At 54.1% G+C, this 17077-nt stretch carries 16 protein-coding genes; 13 read left to right on the forward strand and 3 right to left on the reverse strand.

Features of this window, described 5'->3' with window-relative positions; translation table 11 throughout:
* The first annotated feature begins 264 nt into the window (after positions 1–264).
* Positions 265–1848 carry a phosphoethanolamine transferase gene (locus A3466_RS02620; protein ID WP_063449277.1) on the forward strand — a complete coding sequence of 528 codons (1584 nt, stop codon included), beginning with the start codon at positions 265–267 and terminating at the stop codon, positions 1846–1848.
* 159 nt (positions 1849–2007) lie between these two features.
* On the opposite strand, the gene ompX is transcribed toward A3466_RS02620, so the two are convergent.
* Positions 2008–2526 carry an outer membrane protein OmpX gene (gene ompX / locus A3466_RS02625; protein WP_003858450.1) on the reverse strand — a complete coding sequence of 173 codons (519 nt, stop codon included), beginning with the start codon at positions 2524–2526 and terminating at the stop codon, positions 2008–2010.
* 354 nt (positions 2527–2880) lie between these two features.
* On the opposite strand from ompX, the gene rhtA reads away from it, so the two are divergent.
* The 6 genes from rhtA to ybiO all read left to right on the forward strand — a co-directional run bounded on the left by rhtA (position 2881) and on the right by ybiO (position 9479).
* Positions 2881–3768, forward strand: coding sequence for a threonine/homoserine exporter RhtA (gene rhtA, locus A3466_RS02630; protein ID WP_063449278.1), 888 nt, complete (start codon positions 2881–2883; stop codon positions 3766–3768).
* A 298-nt stretch (positions 3769–4066) separates the two neighbouring features.
* Positions 4067–4570, forward strand: a complete 504-nt coding sequence (gene dps / locus A3466_RS02635; protein ID WP_000100801.1) for a DNA starvation/stationary phase protection protein Dps — start codon at positions 4067–4069, stop codon at positions 4568–4570.
* Between the two features lie 362 nt (positions 4571–4932).
* Complete coding sequence (gene glnH, locus A3466_RS02640; RefSeq protein ID WP_003858455.1) at positions 4933–5676, forward strand: glutamine ABC transporter substrate-binding protein GlnH; 744 nt, start codon at positions 4933–4935, stop codon at positions 5674–5676.
* Positions 5677–5769: 93 nt separating this feature from the next.
* On the forward strand, positions 5770–6429 hold the full coding sequence (glnP, locus tag A3466_RS02645; RefSeq protein WP_003858462.1) for a glutamine ABC transporter permease GlnP: 660 nt from the start codon (positions 5770–5772) through the stop codon (positions 6427–6429).
* Positions 6426–7148, forward strand: a complete 723-nt coding sequence (gene glnQ, locus A3466_RS02650; RefSeq protein ID WP_022647522.1) for a glutamine ABC transporter ATP-binding protein GlnQ — start codon at positions 6426–6428, stop codon at positions 7146–7148. Before glnP ends, glnQ begins: the two co-directional genes overlap by 4 nt.
* Positions 7149–7268: 120 nt before the next feature.
* Positions 7269–9479, forward strand: coding sequence for a mechanosensitive channel protein (gene ybiO, locus A3466_RS02655; RefSeq protein ID WP_063449463.1), 2211 nt, complete (start codon positions 7269–7271; stop codon positions 9477–9479).
* Between the two features lie 45 nt (positions 9480–9524).
* Here the strand turns inward: ybiO and rlmF are convergent, their stop codons facing one another.
* On the reverse strand, positions 9525–10436 hold the full coding sequence (gene rlmF, locus A3466_RS02660) for a 23S rRNA (adenine(1618)-N(6))-methyltransferase RlmF (protein ID WP_063449279.1): 912 nt from the start codon (positions 10434–10436) through the stop codon (positions 9525–9527).
* Positions 10437–10677: 241 nt separating this feature from the next.
* Between rlmF and mcbA the strand changes: the two genes are divergently transcribed.
* The 3 genes from mcbA (at position 10678) to ybiJ (ending at position 11871) form a co-directional block, all read left to right on the forward strand.
* Entirely contained in the window at positions 10678–10941 is a 264-nt protein-coding gene (mcbA, locus tag A3466_RS02670) for a DUF1471 family periplasmic protein McbA (protein ID WP_063449281.1), read from the forward strand.
* A gap of 117 nt (positions 10942–11058) precedes the next feature.
* Positions 11059–11325, forward strand: coding sequence for a DksA/TraR family C4-type zinc finger protein (locus tag A3466_RS02675; RefSeq protein ID WP_063449282.1), 267 nt, complete (start codon positions 11059–11061; stop codon positions 11323–11325).
* A gap of 285 nt (positions 11326–11610) precedes the next feature.
* Complete coding sequence (gene ybiJ, locus A3466_RS02680) at positions 11611–11871, forward strand: DUF1471 family protein YbiJ (RefSeq protein WP_063449283.1); 261 nt, start codon at positions 11611–11613, stop codon at positions 11869–11871.
* A gap of 117 nt (positions 11872–11988) precedes the next feature.
* Here the strand turns inward: ybiJ and ybiB are convergent, their stop codons facing one another.
* Positions 11989–12951, reverse strand: a complete 963-nt coding sequence (ybiB, locus tag A3466_RS02685; protein ID WP_063449284.1) for a DNA-binding protein YbiB — start codon at positions 12949–12951, stop codon at positions 11989–11991.
* Between the two features lie 255 nt (positions 12952–13206).
* Here ybiB and A3466_RS02690 point away from each other — a divergent pair, with 255 nt between their 5' ends.
* From A3466_RS02690 to A3466_RS02700, 3 genes are all read left to right on the forward strand, one after another.
* Positions 13207–13743 (forward strand): fimbrial protein, encoded by a 537-nt coding sequence (locus tag A3466_RS02690; RefSeq protein ID WP_063449285.1) that lies wholly within the window; start codon positions 13207–13209, stop codon positions 13741–13743.
* A gap of 69 nt (positions 13744–13812) precedes the next feature.
* Positions 13813–14487 carry a fimbrial biogenesis chaperone gene (locus A3466_RS02695; protein WP_063449286.1) on the forward strand — a complete coding sequence of 225 codons (675 nt, stop codon included), beginning with the start codon at positions 13813–13815 and terminating at the stop codon, positions 14485–14487.
* A gap of 24 nt (positions 14488–14511) precedes the next feature.
* Positions 14512–17055: a fimbria/pilus outer membrane usher protein gene (locus A3466_RS02700; protein ID WP_165602740.1), complete on the forward strand. Its 2544-nt coding sequence runs from the start codon at positions 14512–14514 to the stop codon at positions 17053–17055.
* The last annotated feature ends 22 nt before the right edge of the window (positions 17056–17077 follow it).

A 17077-nucleotide genomic window follows, 5' to 3' on the forward strand; every position in this document is an offset into this window, starting at 1 on the left:
GTCGCGGTACGCCGCTTCATTTTCCCGTCACTTTTCCCCGGCACACTGTCCTTTTCCCGATTATTTTTGCGGATTTGCAGCCCCCTTCGCAAAACATCTGTTTAGCAACTGTTGACCTTACTTCACGCTCGCACTATCTTCTTGCAGCCCTGCATCCTTTGCGGCTCGCTGAAGCGGACCCCTCATTCCCTTTTCACGCACAGTCAGGCAGGCTTTGACCCTTGGCGCCAGGGTGAGCACATGGCGTTTTCGTGATAGCGATCTATGAACGTAACCCTGATTGATACACTTGTTACCCGCAGCCGGGCCTTAAGCCCGTGGACGGGATTCTATTTTTTGCAATCGCTGCTGATTAACTTTGCCCTTGGCTACCCGTTCAGCCTGCTTTATGCCGTCGGATTCACCTGCATCCTTCACCTGCTGTGGCAAAGCGCACCGCGCGTGCAAAAAGTGCTTATCGGGATCTGTTCTCTGGTTGCTGCCGCCTATTTCCCGTTTGGCCAGGCCTATGGCGCGCCGAACTTTAATACCCTGCTGGCTTTACACTCCACCAATATGGAAGAGTCCACGGAGATCCTGACGATCTTCCCGTGGTACAACTACGTGGTTGGCCTTTTCATTTTTGCCCTGGGCGTGATGGCGGTTCGTCGTAAGCCCGTTGAGAAAAAGCGGTGGGGTAAAATTGAAAGCCTGTGCCTGGCCTTTAGCGTGGTGACGTTTTTTGTCGCGCCGGTACAAAACCTGGCCTGGGGCGGCGTATTTAAGCTGAAAGATACCGGTTATCCGGTGTTTCGCTTCGTTAAAGACGTGGTGGAGAATAACAAGGAAGTGCTCGACGAGCAGGCGCGTATGGCCGAGCTTTCCACAATGAAAGACACCTGGAACGTGCTGGCGGTAAAACCGAAGTATCACACCTACGTGGTGGTGATCGGTGAAAGCGCGCGTCGCGATGCGCTCGGCGCGTTTGGCGGTCACTGGGATAACACGCCGTTTGCGAGCGCCGTCAACGGTACGCTGTTTACCGACTACGTGGCGGCCAGCGGCTCAACGCAAAAATCTCTCGGTCTGACGCTCAACCGCGTCGTGGATGGAAAACCGCAGTTTCAGGATAATTTTGTCACCCTGGCCAACCGGGCCGGTTTTCAGACGTGGTGGTTCTCCAACCAGGGGCAGATTGGCGAATATGATACCGCCATTGCCAGCATCGCGAAGCGTGCCGACGAGGTACAGTTCCTGAAAAGCGGTGACTTTGAAGCGGACAAAAATACGCAAGATGAAGCGCTGTTGAAAATGACCGCGCAGGTTTTTGCCACCCAGCGCACCCAGCCGCAGCTGATTGTTCTGCACCTGATGGGTTCCCATCCGCAGGCCTGCGACCGCACGAAGGGAAAATACGCTGATTTCGTGCAGTCGAAAGAGACCTCCTGCTACCTCTACACCATGACGCAAACCGACGATCTGCTCAGCAAGCTGTATGCACAGCTGCGCAACAGCGGCGACAGCTTCTCGATGGTCTATTTCTCTGACCACGGTCTGGCGTTTAAGGAGCGCGGAAAAGAGGTGCAGTATCTGGCCCACGATGACAAATTCCAGCAGAACTTCCAGGTACCGTTTATGGTGCTGTCGAGTGATGACAAAACGCATCGCATCATCAAAGCGCGTCGTTCCGCGAACGATTTCCTGAAATTCTTCTCCCAGTGGACGGGGATTAAGGCGAAAGAGATAAAAAATGATTACCCGTTTATCTCCGGGAAGAAGGGCCCGCCAGTGTACATTACCAACTTTAAGTTACAGAAAGTTGACTATAACCATCTGGGAACGGATATTTTCGATATTAAGAGTAAGTGATCTCTGCCGTCTCGTGCGGACTGATGCCTTTACGCTGGCCTCTCCCACCGGAAGAGGCACAAACACTAAAAACGGCAACCTCTGGTTGCCGTTTTGCTTTATCTTCCATAAAAAAAATCCGCCTCAAAGGGCGGATTTTTTACTGGCTCACCGAAGTGATTAGAAGCGGTAACCTACGCCCGCAATCCAGGTGCCAACGTCAACGTTGCGGATACGGCTCTGCTCATAGGAGAAGTCCAGAGCAACGTTTTCGATTGGGTTGAACTGCATACCTGCGCCATAGGAGAAACCGTAGTCGCTGTTGCTAGCAGTACGGTTCAGACCCTGGTTTTCGGTCTGCTGGAATTTACCGTAGCCAACACCTACAACACCGTAGATGCTTGCCCAGTCATTCAGACGGTAAGCAGGACCCGCGGTAATGCCGTAGTACTGACCTTTATTGTAAGAGCCATTTTCAGTACGATCTTTCTCGGTGTAAGTGAAAGAACCGATCACACCCAGCGGGTTGTTGTCTTGCTCGTAACGGTACTTCAGGTTGAAACCGTTGGTTTTGTTCATCACGCCCTGCATATCGCTCTGAGCGTAACCACCAGTTACAGTAGAAGTTGCCGCTACAGCGGTACCTGCGGAAACAGCCAGAACAGCTGCCAGTGCTGAAAGACATGCAATTTTTTTCATAACCACCTCAAATGTGCTTCAAGTAAGTCCGTAAGTTTTAAATATATCAAAAAAATCTGTGAAACTCTTTGTCATTCACGATGTCTAATGCGACCTTTCCTGTAACAGAACATTTCCAGCACCAGCTATCTTGTTCAAATAACTCCAGATTTTCACCTTCAAACGCTAATAGTGCGCGTCATCGCCAGAAAGTTCATCCAGATTATTCCTAATCTTTAAGGCGATAAAAGCATCAACCTTTCCTCATTTTACGGATTTTCCCTGGATTTTTTTCAACAGTAGCTCAACCGTCGCAGCTTATTTCCATTACACTGCCACTTTTACCTCTTTTGACAAAAATTGACAGGAGAAAGGATGCCTGGTTTACCCCGTAAATCGTCGGTCTGGATGCCGGTAGTCGTTATACTTATCGCGATGATGTCCATTCAAAGCGGCGCGTCGCTGGCAAAATCGCTCTTTCCGCTGGTTGGTGCGCCGGGCGTTACGGCGCTGCGTATCGCGTTAGGCACCCTTATCCTCGTGGTGATCTTTAAGCCCTGGCGGCTACGTTTTAAAAAGGAGCAGCGACTTCCCCTGCTCTTCTATGGGCTGGCGCTGGGAGGGATGAACTACATGTTCTACCTCTCTATTCAGACTATCCCGCTGGGGATCGCGGTTGCGCTTGAATTTACCGGCCCGCTGGCGGTTGCCCTTTTCTCTTCTCGTCGTCCGGTGGACTTTATCTGGGTCATACTGGCCGTGCTGGGGCTCTGGTTCCTGCTGCCGCTCGGTCAAAGCGTTTCACAGATCGATCTGACGGGGGCTGCTCTGGCGCTGGGCGCGGGGGCTTGCTGGGCGGTGTATATTCTCACTGGCCAGCGTGCGGGGGAAGAGCATGGCCCTGCGACGGTCGCCCTGGGCTCGCTGATTGCCGCCATCATCTTTGTCCCGATCGGCATGGCGCAGGCCACGGATTCGATCTGGCAATGGTCCATCCTGCCGGTTGGGCTGGCGGTCGCCATTCTCTCCACGGCGCTTCCCTACTCTCTGGAGATGATCGCCCTGACGCGGCTGCCTACGCGCATTTTTGGTACGCTCATGAGCATGGAGCCCGCGCTGGCCGCTATCTCTGGCATGATTTTCCTCGGCGAAACCCTGACGCTGGTACAGACGCTGGCGCTCTGTTCGATTATCGCGGCGTCAATGGGCTCCACGCTGACCATGCGCCCGGAACCAAAAGTTGAAAAAATTGACCTCAACTAGCCCTTAAATTCTGCATGGCTTACCGGCCATGCAGAATAGAGGTCTCGTCCGCGCTTCAAATAATTTCTTACAAACTTCCTTATATTGCCAAAATATTTCAGCTGCCCGCCTTGTCTGGGAAAGAATTAAGTTTGATCTGCATCAATTTAAATAAAACACATAAAATTCAGCAATTTAAAACTTCAACCAACCTTTCGCTATTAAACCAATAGGCAGAGCCAAACCGCAGGGAAAAAATCCGGTGCTATACTTAACCCCGTAATTACCTGGGACACAAACATCAAGAGGATATGAGATTATGAGTACCGCTAAACTGGTGAAAACGAAAGCGTCTAATCTGCTTTATACCCGTAACGATGTATCGGATAGCGATAAAAAAGCGACCATTGAGTTGCTGAATCGCCAGGTGGTCCAGTTCATCGATCTTTCGCTGATCACCAAGCAGGCCCACTGGAATATGCGCGGTGCAAACTTTATTGCCGTTCATGAAATGCTGGATGGCTTCCGCACAGCACTGGTAACTCACCTGGACACCATGGCCGAACGCGCCGTACAGCTGGGCGGTGTGGCACTGGGTACCACACAGGTGATCAACAGCAAAACGCCACTGAAAAGCTATCCGCTGGATATCCATACCGTTCAGGATCACCTGAAAGAGCTGGCGGACCGTTACGCGATCGTCGCGAACGACGTGCGTAAAGCAATTGGCGAAGCGAAAGACGAAGACACTGCGGATATCTTCACCGCTGCCTCTCGCGACCTGGACCAGTTCCTGTGGTTTATCGAGTCCAACATCGAATAATTCCTGCGAATTGTCTGAATAACCCTCGCCCCCCGGCGGGGGTTTTGCACATTTATGGTGCGCACTTTTGCCCGCAACGGCCGCAAAAGTGAATAAAATGTAATAATCACCTCACACAACCGTTAACAGAAGATTGTTTTTTCGTCAAATTCTGCGCTAAATATCCCCCTGTCAGACGACCTTAACGAAGCGCACCAAAACGGTGCTCTATGATGGTGCAATATGACAGGATTGCCACGCTTTTTGTGCAATGCGTGACATCATCCCCTTTGCAAAACAACAGCTTGTAAAACTGGCATGATTTTTTCATTGTGCCAGAGGTTCTCGCAGGGGATCGCCCCGTGGATATAAAAGGAAATGCTATGAAGTCTGTATTAAAAGTTTCACTGGCTGCACTTACCCTGGCGTTTGCGGTGTCCTCGCAGGCCGCCGACAAACTGGTTGTGGCGACTGACACGGCGTTTGTACCGTTTGAATTCAAACAGGGTGATAAATACGTTGGTTTTGACGTCGATCTGTGGGCCGCTGTCGCAAAAGAACTTAAGCTGGATTACACCCTGAAGCCAATGGACTTCAGCGGTATCATCCCGGCGCTGCAAACCAAAAACGTTGACCTGGCGCTGGCGGGCATCACCATCACCGAAGAACGTAAAAAAGCGATCGACTTCTCTGACGGCTACTACAAAAGCGGCCTGCTGGTGATGGTAAAAGCGGATAACAACGACGTTAAAAGCGTGAAAGATCTCGACGGTAAAGTGGTCGCCGTGAAGAGCGGCACCGGTTCCGTGGATTACGCGAAAGCCAACATCAAAACCAAAGACCTGCGTCAGTTCCCGAACATCGACAACGCGTATATGGAACTGGGCACCAACCGCGCTGACGCGGTGCTGCACGACACGCCTAACATCCTGTACTTCATCAAAACCGCAGGGAACGGCAAGTTCAAAGCGGTAGGCGATTCTCTGGAAGCACAGCAGTACGGTATTGCGTTCCCGAAAGGCAGCGACGACCTGCGTAATAAAGTGAACGGCGCGCTGAAAACCCTGAAAGAGAACGGCACCTATAACGAAATCTACAAAAAATGGTTCGGTACCGAGCCTAAATAACTTCACCTGAACTCAGGTTTGTAACGCCCGGTGGCGCTCACGCGCGCCGGGCCTACGTTTTTCGTTTTTCACCACGGTATACAGGAATACATCATGCAGTTTGACTGGAGCGCCATCTGGCCTGCCATTCCTCTCTTGCTTGAAGGCGCTAAAATGACCCTGTGGATTTCGGTCCTCGGTCTGGTTGGCGGGTTGATTATCGGTCTGGTGGCCGGTTTCGCTCGTACCTACGGCGGCTGGATTGCAAACCACATCGCACTGGTTTTCATCGAAGTGATCCGCGGCACCCCCATTGTGGTGCAGGTCATGTTCATCTACTTCGCCCTGCCGATGGCCTTCACCGACCTGCGCATTGACCCGTTCAGCGCAGCCGTTGTCACCATCATGATCAACTCCGGCGCTTACATTGCGGAAATCACCCGCGGCGCGGTGCTGTCGATTCATAAAGGCTTCAGCGAAGCCGGTCTGGCGTTAGGCCTTTCCCGTCGCGAAACCATCCGTCACGTGATACTGCCGCTGGCGCTGCGCCGCATGCTGCCGCCGCTGGGTAACCAGTGGATCATCAGCATTAAAGACACCTCGCTGTTTATTGTTATCGGCGTGGCCGAGCTGACCCGTCAGGGCCAGGAGATCATCGCGGGTAACTTCCGCGCCCTGGAAATCTGGAGTGCGGTCGCCGTTGTCTACCTGATTATCACGCTTGTCCTGAGCTTTGTTCTGCGTCGTCTTGAAAGAAGGATGAAAATCCTGTGATTGAATTTAAAAACGTTTCCAAGCACTTCGGCCCAACCCAGGTGCTGCACAATATCGATTTGAACATCAGGCAGGGCGAAGTGGTGGTGATCATCGGGCCGTCCGGTTCCGGTAAATCCACCCTGCTGCGCTGCATTAACAAGCTCGAGGAGATCACCAGCGGCGATCTGATCGTCGATGGCCTGAAGGTTAACGATCCGAAAGTGGACGAGCGCCTGATCCGCCAGGAAGCGGGCATGGTGTTCCAGCAGTTTTACCTGTTCCCGCACCTGACGGCGCTGGAAAACGTCATGTTTGGCCCCCTGCGCGTGCGCGGGGCCAGCAAAGCGGCGGCGGAAACGCTGGCCAAAGATCTGCTGGCGAAAGTGGGTCTGGCAGAGCGTGCCCACCACTACCCGTCAGAGCTGTCCGGCGGCCAGCAGCAGCGCGTGGCCATTGCCCGTGCGCTGGCGGTGAAGCCAAAGATGATGCTGTTTGATGAGCCCACGTCCGCGCTCGACCCGGAGCTGCGTCACGAGGTGCTGAAAGTGATGCAGGATCTGGCGGAAGAAGGCATGACGATGGTGATTGTGACCCACGAAATCGGCTTTGCCGAAAAAGTGGCGTCTCGTCTGATCTTCATTGATAAGGGCCGCATCGCGGAGGACGGCAATCCGCAGGCGCTGATTGCGAACCCACCGAGCCAGCGTCTCCAGGAATTCCTGCAACACGTCTCCTGATAGCCACACACTGAGCCGGGCATGCCCGGCTTTTTTACGCCGGATTGTTCCCAAAAACTCCCCTCCGCGTCTCGCCCTCTATACTTATCATTTTGCACGATATTTTTGTCGGAGGACGCCGTGCCGTGGATCCTGTTACTCCTGTTTAGCCTGTTTAGCGCGCCATCGCTCGCTGTAACCATTCCCGGCGTCACCACCGGAGCCACCGCCACCCAGCAAAATGCGGCCCCAGAACCGGACGCTGAAAAGAAAAAAGCCGCCTACAGCGCGCTTGCCGACGTGCTTGAGAACGACACGTCCCGGCAGGAGCTGATCGATCAGTTGAGGAAGGTGGCCGCCACGCCGCCTCAGGATCCGGTTCCGACCATTGCGCCGCCGGAAGCCGAAGAAGAAAAGACGGTGCTGGAAAACGTCACCGACATCAGCCGCCGCTACGGGGAGGCCCTGTCGTCGCGTTTTGCCCAGCTCTATCGCAACCTAATTGGCACCTCGCATAAGCCTTTTAACCCCCACACCTTCTCCGCAGCCGCCACGCAGTTTTCTATTCTGGCGGGTGCGGTATTTATCTTTTACTGGCTGCTGCGCCTGTGCGTCTGGCCGCTCTACCGGAAGATGGGCCAGTGGGGGCGTAAAAAGAATCAGCATAAAAGCAGCTGGCTGCATCTCCCGGCCATGATTACCGGGGCCTTTATCATCGATTTGCTGCTGCTGGCGCTGACGCTGTTTGTCGGTCAGCTGCTGGCCGACCGTCTTAATACCGGAAATAAAACCATCGCCTTCCAGCAGGGGCTGTTCCTGAACGCCTTTGCCCTGATCGAGTTCTTTAAGGCGCTGCTGCGGCTAATATTCTGCCCGAACGTGCCGGACCTTCGCCCCTTCGCCATTCAGGATCGGAGCGCCAAATACTGGGCGGTGCGGCTGAGCGTGCTGAGCGGATTGATCGGCTACGGCCTGCTGGTCGCCGTGCCGATTATCTCCAACCAGGTGAACGTGCAGTTCGGCGCGCTGGCGAACGTGTTGATCATGCTCTGCATTACCGTCTGGGCGCTGTACCTCATCTTCCACAATAAAAAGGCCATCACCGACAGCCTGCTGAACCTGGCCGATCGCTCCCTCTCCTTTTTCAGCCTGTTTATTCGTGCCTTTGCGCTGGTGTGGCACTGGCTAGCCAGCGCCTATTTTATCGTGCTGTGCTTCTTCTCCCTGTTCGATCCGGGCAACAGCCTGAAATTTATGATGGGGGCGACGTTCAAAAGCCTGGCGATTATCGGCATAGCGGCGTTTGTTTCTGGCCTGCTTTCCCGCTGGCTGTCGAAAACCATCACCCTGTCGCCGCAGGTTCAGCGGAATTACCCGGAGCTGCAAAAACGGGTTAATGGCTGGACGTCGGTGTCGCTGAAGGTGGCGCGCATTCTGACCGTCTGCGTGGCCATCATGCTGCTGCTGAACGCGTGGGGCCTGTTTGACTTCTGGAACTGGCTGCATAACGGCGCGGGGGAAAAAACCGTCGATATTCTTATTCGTATCTCGCTGATCCTGTTCTTCTCCGCCGTGGGCTGGACGCTGCTGGCAAGCCTTATTGAGAACAGGCTGGTGTCGGATGTTCACGGCAGGCCGCTGCCGAGCGCCCGCGCCCGCACGCTGCTGACCCTGTGCCGCAACGCGCTGGCGGTGATCATCAGTACCATCACCATCATGATTGTGCTGTCAGAAATCGGGGTCAATATCGCCCCGCTGCTGGCAGGTGCCGGTGCGCTGGGGCTGGCGATCTCCTTCGGTTCACAGACGCTGGTTAAAGATATTATCACCGGCGTTTTCATCCAGTTTGAGAACGGGATGAACACCGGTGATCTGGTGACCATCGGACCGCTCACCGGCACGGTGGAGCGGATGTCCATTCGTTCGGTAGGCGTGCGTCAGGATACCGGGGCGTACCACATTATTCCGTGGTCATCGATCACCACTTTTGCCAACTTTGTGCGCGGCATTGGTTCGGTGGTGGCAAATTACGACGTTGATCGTCACGAAGATGCCGATAAGGCGAAGCAGGCGCTGCGGGATGCGGTAAGCGAGCTGATGGAGATGGAAGATATTCGCGGACTGGTGATTGGCGAGCCGTCGTTCGCGGGCATCGTCGGGCTGACGAACACCGCCTTTACCCTGCGCGTGTCGTTTACCACCCAGCCGCTAAAACAGTGGACGGTGCGCTTTGCCCTCGACAGCATGGTGAAAAAACACTTCGATCTGGCGAACGTGAGAGCGCCGGTGCAGACGTATCAGGTATTGCCGCCGCCCGCTTCGCCGCTCCCTCCGCAGGAGCCGACGCTGTAACCGAGCCGGGTGGCGGCTTCGCCTTACCCGGCCTACGATGGGGTGCTATTTGCGGCGTTTGTTATCGTCCATAAAGGTCCAGGCGATAAAGCGGCTCTGCTTCTGGCCCTGCGCCATCTCTTTTTTGACGACCTTCACCGCACCGACGTCGGTGAGCGCACGGTACAGCGGCGGCAGGTTATCGCCACGGGAGACCAGCGTGGTAAACCATTTCACCTGGCGACCGAAGCCTTTACTCTCGGCAATCATACGCAGAATGAATGCCACTTCCCCGCCCTCGCACCACAGCTCCTGCTGCTGGCCGCCAAAGTTCAGCGCGCCATCTTCAGCCTGACCCAGGTTACGCCGCTTGCGTTCGCTCCCCGCCCGTGCAGAGGCGGCGGAGTCGTGGAACGGCGGGTTGCACAGGGTGGCATCATAATTTTCGTTCTTGTGAATAATGCCGTTGAAAATAGCAGACGCATCCTTCTGACGACGCAGGCGAACGGCTCGGCTTAACCCCGGGTTAGCGTTAATAATGGCCTGCGCGCTGGCGAACGCTTCGTTACCGATCTCGCTGCCGGTAAATCGCCACTGGTACTCATGCGCGCCTATGAGTGGATAAATCAGGTTCGCGCCGGTACCGATATCAAGAACGGTAGCCTGTTTCGGCACTACGCCATCGTGGTCCTCCGCCAGCAGATCGGCAAGGTGGTGGACGTAATCCGCACGCCCCGGCACCGGCGGGCAGAGAAAGCCTTCAGGGATGTCCCAGTGCGTAACGCCATAAAAATGGGCCAGCAGCGCTTTGTTCAGCGTTTTAACCGCCAGCGGATCGGCGAAGTTGACCGACGGTTCACCGGCTGGGGTCTGAACGATAAAATCCTGCAACTCAGGGCAGCTCTGGCACAGGGCTTTCATGTCGTAGCGGCTACGGTGGCGGTTACGCGGGTGCAATCCCGGCTTTTGGGAAGTCATGGCATTCTCCTTTAAACAGCCGCGTAAGATACCCTGTGACGGCGCGAGGGTAAATATCTCTCTGAGTCGCACAAAAAAACAACAAAAATCAGCCACCTGTATGTCTATGATCTGTCAGCAAATTGTCAGTATTTATCGTTCAAAAAACACGCAGATCATCATCAAATTTTTGCGTTAAATCACACTCGTCAGGCTTCTAAACTAAAAAGGAATCACCTGTTGTTTCCCTGAGGATGTGAAGATGAAAACGTATCTGACCTTTATTATTGCGGGTGCGCTGGCAGGCGCATCGTTCTCTGCCTGGTCCGTTCAGCCTTTGACCGACAACACCGACATCGGCCAGCTACGCGCTGCCGGGACTGTCTCCGTCAGCCGGGCAAGCAACCTTGATGACCTTCAGGACAAGCTGGCAGAAAAAGCCCGTCAGGAAGGGGCTAAAGGCTTCGTGGTAAATGCGGCCGGTGGCGATAACCATATGTACGGCACCGCGACTATCTATAAATAACCCACCTCCTTCCGGACTGCATCCGCCCTGCGGATGCAGTTCTCTTTCTCCGCGCCTTGATTGTGCGTTTTTTAACCCCATATTGATAATATGGCTTTAACCACTCAGGGGAACGATATGGCTTCCGGTTGGGCGAATGACGACGCCGTTAACGAACAGATCAACAGTACCATTGAAGATGCGGTCGCGCGTGCTCGCGGCGAAATTCCGCGCGGCGAAAGTTTGACGGAATGCGAAGAGTGCGGGGAACCCATTCCCGAGGCACGGCGTAAAGCCATTCCCGGCGTACGGCTTTGCATCGCCTGCCAGCAGGAGAAAGATTCAAAAAACGCTTCACATTCAGGATATAATCGCAGAGGATCGAAAGACAGCCAGTTACGTTGACTTTCCTTTACCGAAGCTAACCCCACTTGCCGCTTCCTTTACGCTCACGACTTTTAGCGAAGCGCGTAGCAAAACGTGCCCTTGTCATCCGTTCTGTAAAGCGCTTCAGCAAGAAGTGTAAATCGTGTGTCTGAATTTATTAATAATCAATAAGTTATTTGTCATTCAAATTTTTTGAGCAACCACGTCAATTCTCTTCGATTTTATCTCTCGCAAAAAAGCGTGATACTTATCACATCGACGGAACATCGTCCCCTTAACAGAATAACCTGCGAGAATTTAGCCATGAAAACGATCAAATATGCTGTTGCTGCTGTTGCCCTGTCCGCCCTCTCTTTCGGCGCTTTCGCTGTAGAGCCTGTATCTTCTGCTCAGGCACAGAATCTGAATAAAATCGGTGTAGTGAGTGCAGAAGGCGCAACTACGCTGGACGGTCTGGAAGCAAAACTGGCTGAGAAAGCAGCGGCTGCCGGCGCAAGTGGATACACCATTACCTCCGCTAACGGTAATAACAAACTGAGCGGTACTGCGGTTATCTACAAATAATCGAACGAATTTTGCTCCACCCTCACCCTCCCTCTGGTGAGATGCTCCAACCCTCATTGACCCTGTTGTTGTTACCCTTTGTTTGCCCGTCCGCCACTGGACGGGCTTTTTTTTTATTTAAAACGACTGCGCCACCCGCTGCATCCCGGCCTCCACCGTTTCCACTTCTCCCGTAGCCAGCAGGCAGCAGGCCATTTGCAGCCGGATCGACTGCGGAACCGGCACCTTTCCGGCCAGACACTGCACGATCCAGTGCGCGGTAACCTGCGGATCCTTCGATTCAGGCAGAATGACATCGCTGCTATCTTCCCCTCGTTCAAGCACAACGCGGGTCCCGGCAGGCTCAATGAGCATCATCTGCGGACAACGCTGGGGATTGGCGTAAACCTCACCTTCTGTTCCATGCATCAGCAGCGCGCGCCCACCGATTTCGGCAAAGAATTGCCCGACGCGCGTCACGTACTCCGGATGGGAGACGCTGGAAAGACGCAGCGCGGCGTCTTCGGCAAACGGCGTCACCAGCTTTGCCAGCGTGTGAGCGCTGTTACGTACGCCCATGCGCCAGCGCATGTCCAGCTGCTTTTCCAGCGGCGGGCAGAGCGCACTCACGGGGATATAGACCGGCTGGTTCCCTTCCAGCTTTGCCTGCGCCTGACCGGCATGGAAGGTCGGTTCGATACCTAACAGCTCAAGGATGGTTTCTGTCAGCACGCGCGTCGGATCTTCGCTCACGCCATGGACCACCACCGGGAAACCGAGCTTCTGCAACAGAATAGCCAGCAGCGGCGTGAGGTTTGCCTGTTTACGCGCGCCGTTATAGGTCGGGATCACAATCGGCATCGGCTTAGTGACGGGCGGGGTTAAGCGCATTGTCTGCGACTGCATAGCCTCATAAAAGCCGCGCATCTCCGCTTCACCTTCCCCTTTAATACGCAGCGCAATCAGTATGCCGCCCATTTCCAGTTCCGGCACGTCGCCATTCAGCATGTGCGTGTATAACGCACGGGCTGTTTCCTGGTCCAGATCGCGAGCGTGGTTTTTTCCACGCCCTACCTCTTTGATAATTTTGCGGTAATCCACGACATTTCTCCTGACTGCATCATCTTGTTAACAATATAGCCCTGATGACTGGCTGGCCGTTAGTTTTTTATCAGTCAAGGCAACCTTCTGTTTTGATTATAAAAAATAAACACAACCTTTTTTTCAATTATTTGTGATTTCTTTGGCTAATTCATAACCATACATTTTTTGATTAAATAACCCACGGAAAGTCATTAAGGGTCAACGGTGAAACGTCCAGGCAACGTTCTCGCCAGAAACATATCAGGATTTGCTATGAACAAGGTTGCTTTAGGTTTAATCATCGCCGCAGCGGTGGGATGTTCTGCATCCACGTTTGCGGCAACAAACGGTGAAGGGCAAATAAACTTCACCGGTGAAATTATCGATTCTGCTTGTCAGGTCGTTAATGGATTAAGTAATCCACTAAATGTGCAGTTGGGTAAAGTGTCTAAAACGGTATTTACCGGTGCAGGCTCTACCAGCACCTTAACGCGGTTTGATATTAAGTTAACGAATTGCCCTGACACGGTCACCTCCGCTGCGATTAATTTCGGCGGTAAGCCGGATGCGAATAACAATTCAACGCTTGCCTTAACGCCAGATACCGATGCGGCGACGGGCGTGGCGATTCAGCTGGTGGATGCGTCAGAGCAGCCGGTCAGCCTGTATACGCCGTCGCAGCAATATCAATTAACCTCCGGTACGGCGGTTAACGATCTGGAGTTCGGCGCGCGTTATATTCAAACCGGCGCGGCAATTACCGCAGGCCCCGCTAACTCTGTATCGACCTTCACCGTTATTTATAACTGATCTTATCAATCCGGAGAGAGTAATGCTTTTGCGAGCATGACTCTCTCCTCTATTAATTGAGAAATCTTTATGCGCCACGGTTATTTACTGAGCACGCTTTTACTGGTAGCCGCCACTGCACATGCAGGCGTCATTATTAATGGCACCCGGCTGGTCTATCAGGGAGATAAGAAGGAATCTTCTCTTGGTCTTTCAAATCCAGATGCGACGGATTATCTGGTGCAGTCCTGGGTCGATTCCGGCGGTAAAAACCAGGCCAAAGCCCCGTTCCTGATCACCCCGCCGCTTTTCCGTCTGGATGCAAAAGAAGATAACGTTCTGCGCGTGGTGCGTACGGGCGGAAATTTACCGGAAGACAGGGAATCCCTGTACTGGTTGAACATTAAAGCGATCCCTTCCTCAAAGCACGTTGAAGGCGTGAATACGCTGCAAATTGCAATCAACACCCGCATTAAATTGCTGTATCGCCCGTCTGCGGTAAAAGGCCGACCGGAAGAGGTGGCGGATAAACTTGAATGGCATCGCGAAGGCAACGACCTGGTGGTGAATAACCCCACGCCTTTCTATATGAATTTCCAGACCGTCACGCTGAACGGTCAGAAAGTCACGAAAGCGACCTGGGCCGTTCCGAAAACGGAAACGCATTTTGCCTTACCGGGTAATGTCGGGGGCGCGAACGTAACGTATTCCATTATTACTGATTACGGCAGCATCAGCCATACGTTCTCTAAATCCGTTCATTAATACTTCCCCGGTAATAAAATAATCATGTACAGCGATAAAAAGCCGTTCACCTGCCGAATTTCATCATTGCTGGTAATTCTTTGTGGCCTGGCAATGGCGATCTTTGCCCAGCAGGTTATGGCTGATGATTATTTTAACCCTGCCCTGCTGGATATTGATAATCCCCAGCAGGGTAAAACCGATCTGTCCTTCTATGAAAAAGGGCCAGGTCAGGCGCCGGGTAAATATCAGGTCGCCGTATTTATCAATAATAATAAAATTGATACCCGCAACGTGACCTTTACGCTCGAGAAAGGTCCGCAGGGCAACGGCACCCTGCAACCTTGTTTTAGCCTGGACGATTTAAAAAGCCTCGGCATCAAGACCAAAAAATTTCCGCAGCTGATGGCCAAAGGCCAGTGTGCCGATTTACATGTCATTCCTGCCGCATCCGCCACCTTTCGCGTTCGTAACCAACAGCTATTGCTGAGTATTCCCCAGACGGCGCTGGGCCAGGTGCCTCGCGGTTACATTGACCCGAAAGCGTTTGACGAAGGCATCACTGCGGGCCTGCTTAACTACAGCGCAAATGCCAGCCACAGCCGTGCACGCCAGCACGGTGAGCAGGATAACAGCAGCCAGTACGTGAACCTGCGCCCGGGCCTGAACGTTGGCGCATGGCGCATTCGCAACTATTCCACCTGGAATCGCAGCATCACGGGCCATGAGGAGGAGCAGAAATTCACCTCCGTTTATACCTATGCGCAACGCGATATTGTGGCCATGAAAAGCGACGTCACCGTCGGCCAGAGCTCATCGCCTGCCGACGTATTTGATAGCGTCCCCTACACCGGCGTGGAGCTGAAATCCGACAACGACATGCTGCCGGACAGCGAGAAAGGCTATGCGCCCATTATTCGCGGCACCGCCCACAGCAACGCGCTGGTGGTGGTTCGCCAGAACGGCTACGTCATTTATCAAAATACGGTCGCGCCGGGCGCGTTCGAAATTAACGATCTTTACCCCACCGGAAGCAGCGGCGATCTCCAGGTGACCGTGAAAGAGACCGACGGCAGCGAAAGCCATTTCGTGGTGCCGTTTGCCTCCGTACCGGTATTGCAGCGTGAAAAAAACCTGCGCTACAGCGTCACCGCCGGGCGTTATCGTTCCTATGACCACGATGTCGAAAAGACCCCGTTTGCCCAGGGGAGTGCTATCTACGGTTTACCCTACGGCATCACCGCCTACGGTGGCGTTCAGCAGAGCAGCCATTATCAGTCTGAGGCGATGGGCATTGGGAAAAACATGGGCGATTTAGGCGCCTTCTCCATTGACGTCACCCGCGCCAAAGCCCTGCTGAAAAAACAGCAGGCCAGCAAAGGCCAGTCGTGGCGCGTGCGCTACAGCAAAGATATCGCCCAGTCAGGCACTAACTTCTCACTGGCCGGCTACCGCTATAACAGCAAAGGATTTTACACCCTGGAAGATACCATGGAGTCGTATACCCGTTCTGACGACTGGTCTGCACCGCAGCAGCGCCGCGCCCGTACCGAAGCCACCGTCGACCAGACGCTGCCGGAAGGCTGGGGTTCCGTAACCCTGAGCCTGGTGAAAGAGACCTACTGGACCCAGAGCCAGGACATGACCTCCGTGAGCGTCAGCTACAACAACAGCTGGCACGGCGTGAGCTACAGCCTCAGCTACAGCATGAACAAAAACACCAACGACAGTGACGAAGACGGCAATGAGGTGGCGAACGATAACCAGTTCGCGCTAAGCATCTCGGTTCCGCTCGACCGCTGGATGCATAACACCTGGGCCACCTACAACCTGAACAATACCAAAGAGGGCACCACGCAGAACATCGGTCTGAACGGTACGGCCCTGAAAGAGGACAACCTGAACTGGAATATTCAGGAGGGGCTGAGCAGTACCGGCAGCGGCAACTCCACCAGCCTCAACGCCGATTATAAAGCAACTTACGGCGAACTGAGCGGCGGCGTCAGTCAGGATAAATATCAGCAGAGCGTGAACATCGGACTACAGGGCGGCATGGTGGCCCATGCTAACGGGATAACCCTGAGCCAGCCGCTCGGTGAAACTATCGCGCTGGTGAAGGCCCCGGGCACGCACGGGACGCACATCACTAACCAGACCGGGGTTGAAACCGACTTCCGCGGCTACACCGTCGTCCCGTTTGTGACCGCGTATCGCCACAACACCATTGCGCTGGATACCGAAACGCTGCCGGACAATGCCGACGTCACCCACGCCGCGCAGGTCGTCACCCCAACTCGCGGGGCCGTGGTGCGCGCCAGCTTTAACACCCGCGTGGGCAACCGCGTGCTGATGACGCTGACGCACAACGGCAAACCGCTGCCGTTCGGCGCGACGGTCACCACCGAGGATAAGGACAGCGAGTTTATTGTGGGTAATGACGGCCAGACCTATCTCTCGGGTCTGCCGCAGCAGGGGCATCTCGCCGTTTCCTGGGGACAGGACGCGAGCGAGCACTGCATCGCTGACTATGCGCTAACGGATGAGAAAGAGAAAACCAGCATCATTAACGCTGCCGCGCAGTGTCATTGATTCACCCTTCAGGCTAACGACT

The sequence above is a fragment of the Enterobacter genomosp. S genome (assembly GCF_001631805.1).
GTDB lineage: Bacteria > Pseudomonadota > Gammaproteobacteria > Enterobacterales > Enterobacteriaceae > Enterobacter > Enterobacter quasihormaechei.

Bases quoted from the DNA above. Each gene is read 5' to 3' on its own strand.
- A3466_RS02700 (WP_165602740.1), top strand. From the start codon at position 14,512: ATGTACAGCGATAAAAAGCCGTTCACCTGCCGAATTTCATCATTGCTG.
- A3466_RS02690 (WP_063449285.1), top strand. From the start codon at position 13,207: ATGAACAAGGTTGCTTTAGGTTTAATCATCGCCGCAGCGGTGGGATGT.
- mcbA (WP_063449281.1), top strand. From the start codon at position 10,678: ATGAAAACGTATCTGACCTTTATTATTGCGGGTGCGCTGGCAGGCGCA.
- glnH (WP_003858455.1), top strand. From the start codon at position 4,933: ATGAAGTCTGTATTAAAAGTTTCACTGGCTGCACTTACCCTGGCGTTT.
- ompX (WP_003858450.1), bottom strand. From the start codon at position 2,526: ATGAAAAAAATTGCATGTCTTTCAGCACTGGCAGCTGTTCTGGCTGTT.
- dps (WP_000100801.1), top strand. From the start codon at position 4,067: ATGAGTACCGCTAAACTGGTGAAAACGAAAGCGTCTAATCTGCTTTAT.
- ybiJ (WP_063449283.1), top strand. From the start codon at position 11,611: ATGAAAACGATCAAATATGCTGTTGCTGCTGTTGCCCTGTCCGCCCTC.
- A3466_RS02675 (WP_063449282.1), top strand. From the start codon at position 11,059: ATGGCTTCCGGTTGGGCGAATGACGACGCCGTTAACGAACAGATCAAC.
- glnP (WP_003858462.1), top strand. From the start codon at position 5,770: ATGCAGTTTGACTGGAGCGCCATCTGGCCTGCCATTCCTCTCTTGCTT.
- A3466_RS02695 (WP_063449286.1), top strand. From the start codon at position 13,813: ATGCGCCACGGTTATTTACTGAGCACGCTTTTACTGGTAGCCGCCACT.
- rhtA (WP_063449278.1), top strand. From the start codon at position 2,881: ATGCCTGGTTTACCCCGTAAATCGTCGGTCTGGATGCCGGTAGTCGTT.
- rlmF (WP_063449279.1), bottom strand. From the start codon at position 10,436: ATGACTTCCCAAAAGCCGGGATTGCACCCGCGTAACCGCCACCGTAGC.
- A3466_RS02620 (WP_063449277.1), top strand. From the start codon at position 265: ATGAACGTAACCCTGATTGATACACTTGTTACCCGCAGCCGGGCCTTA.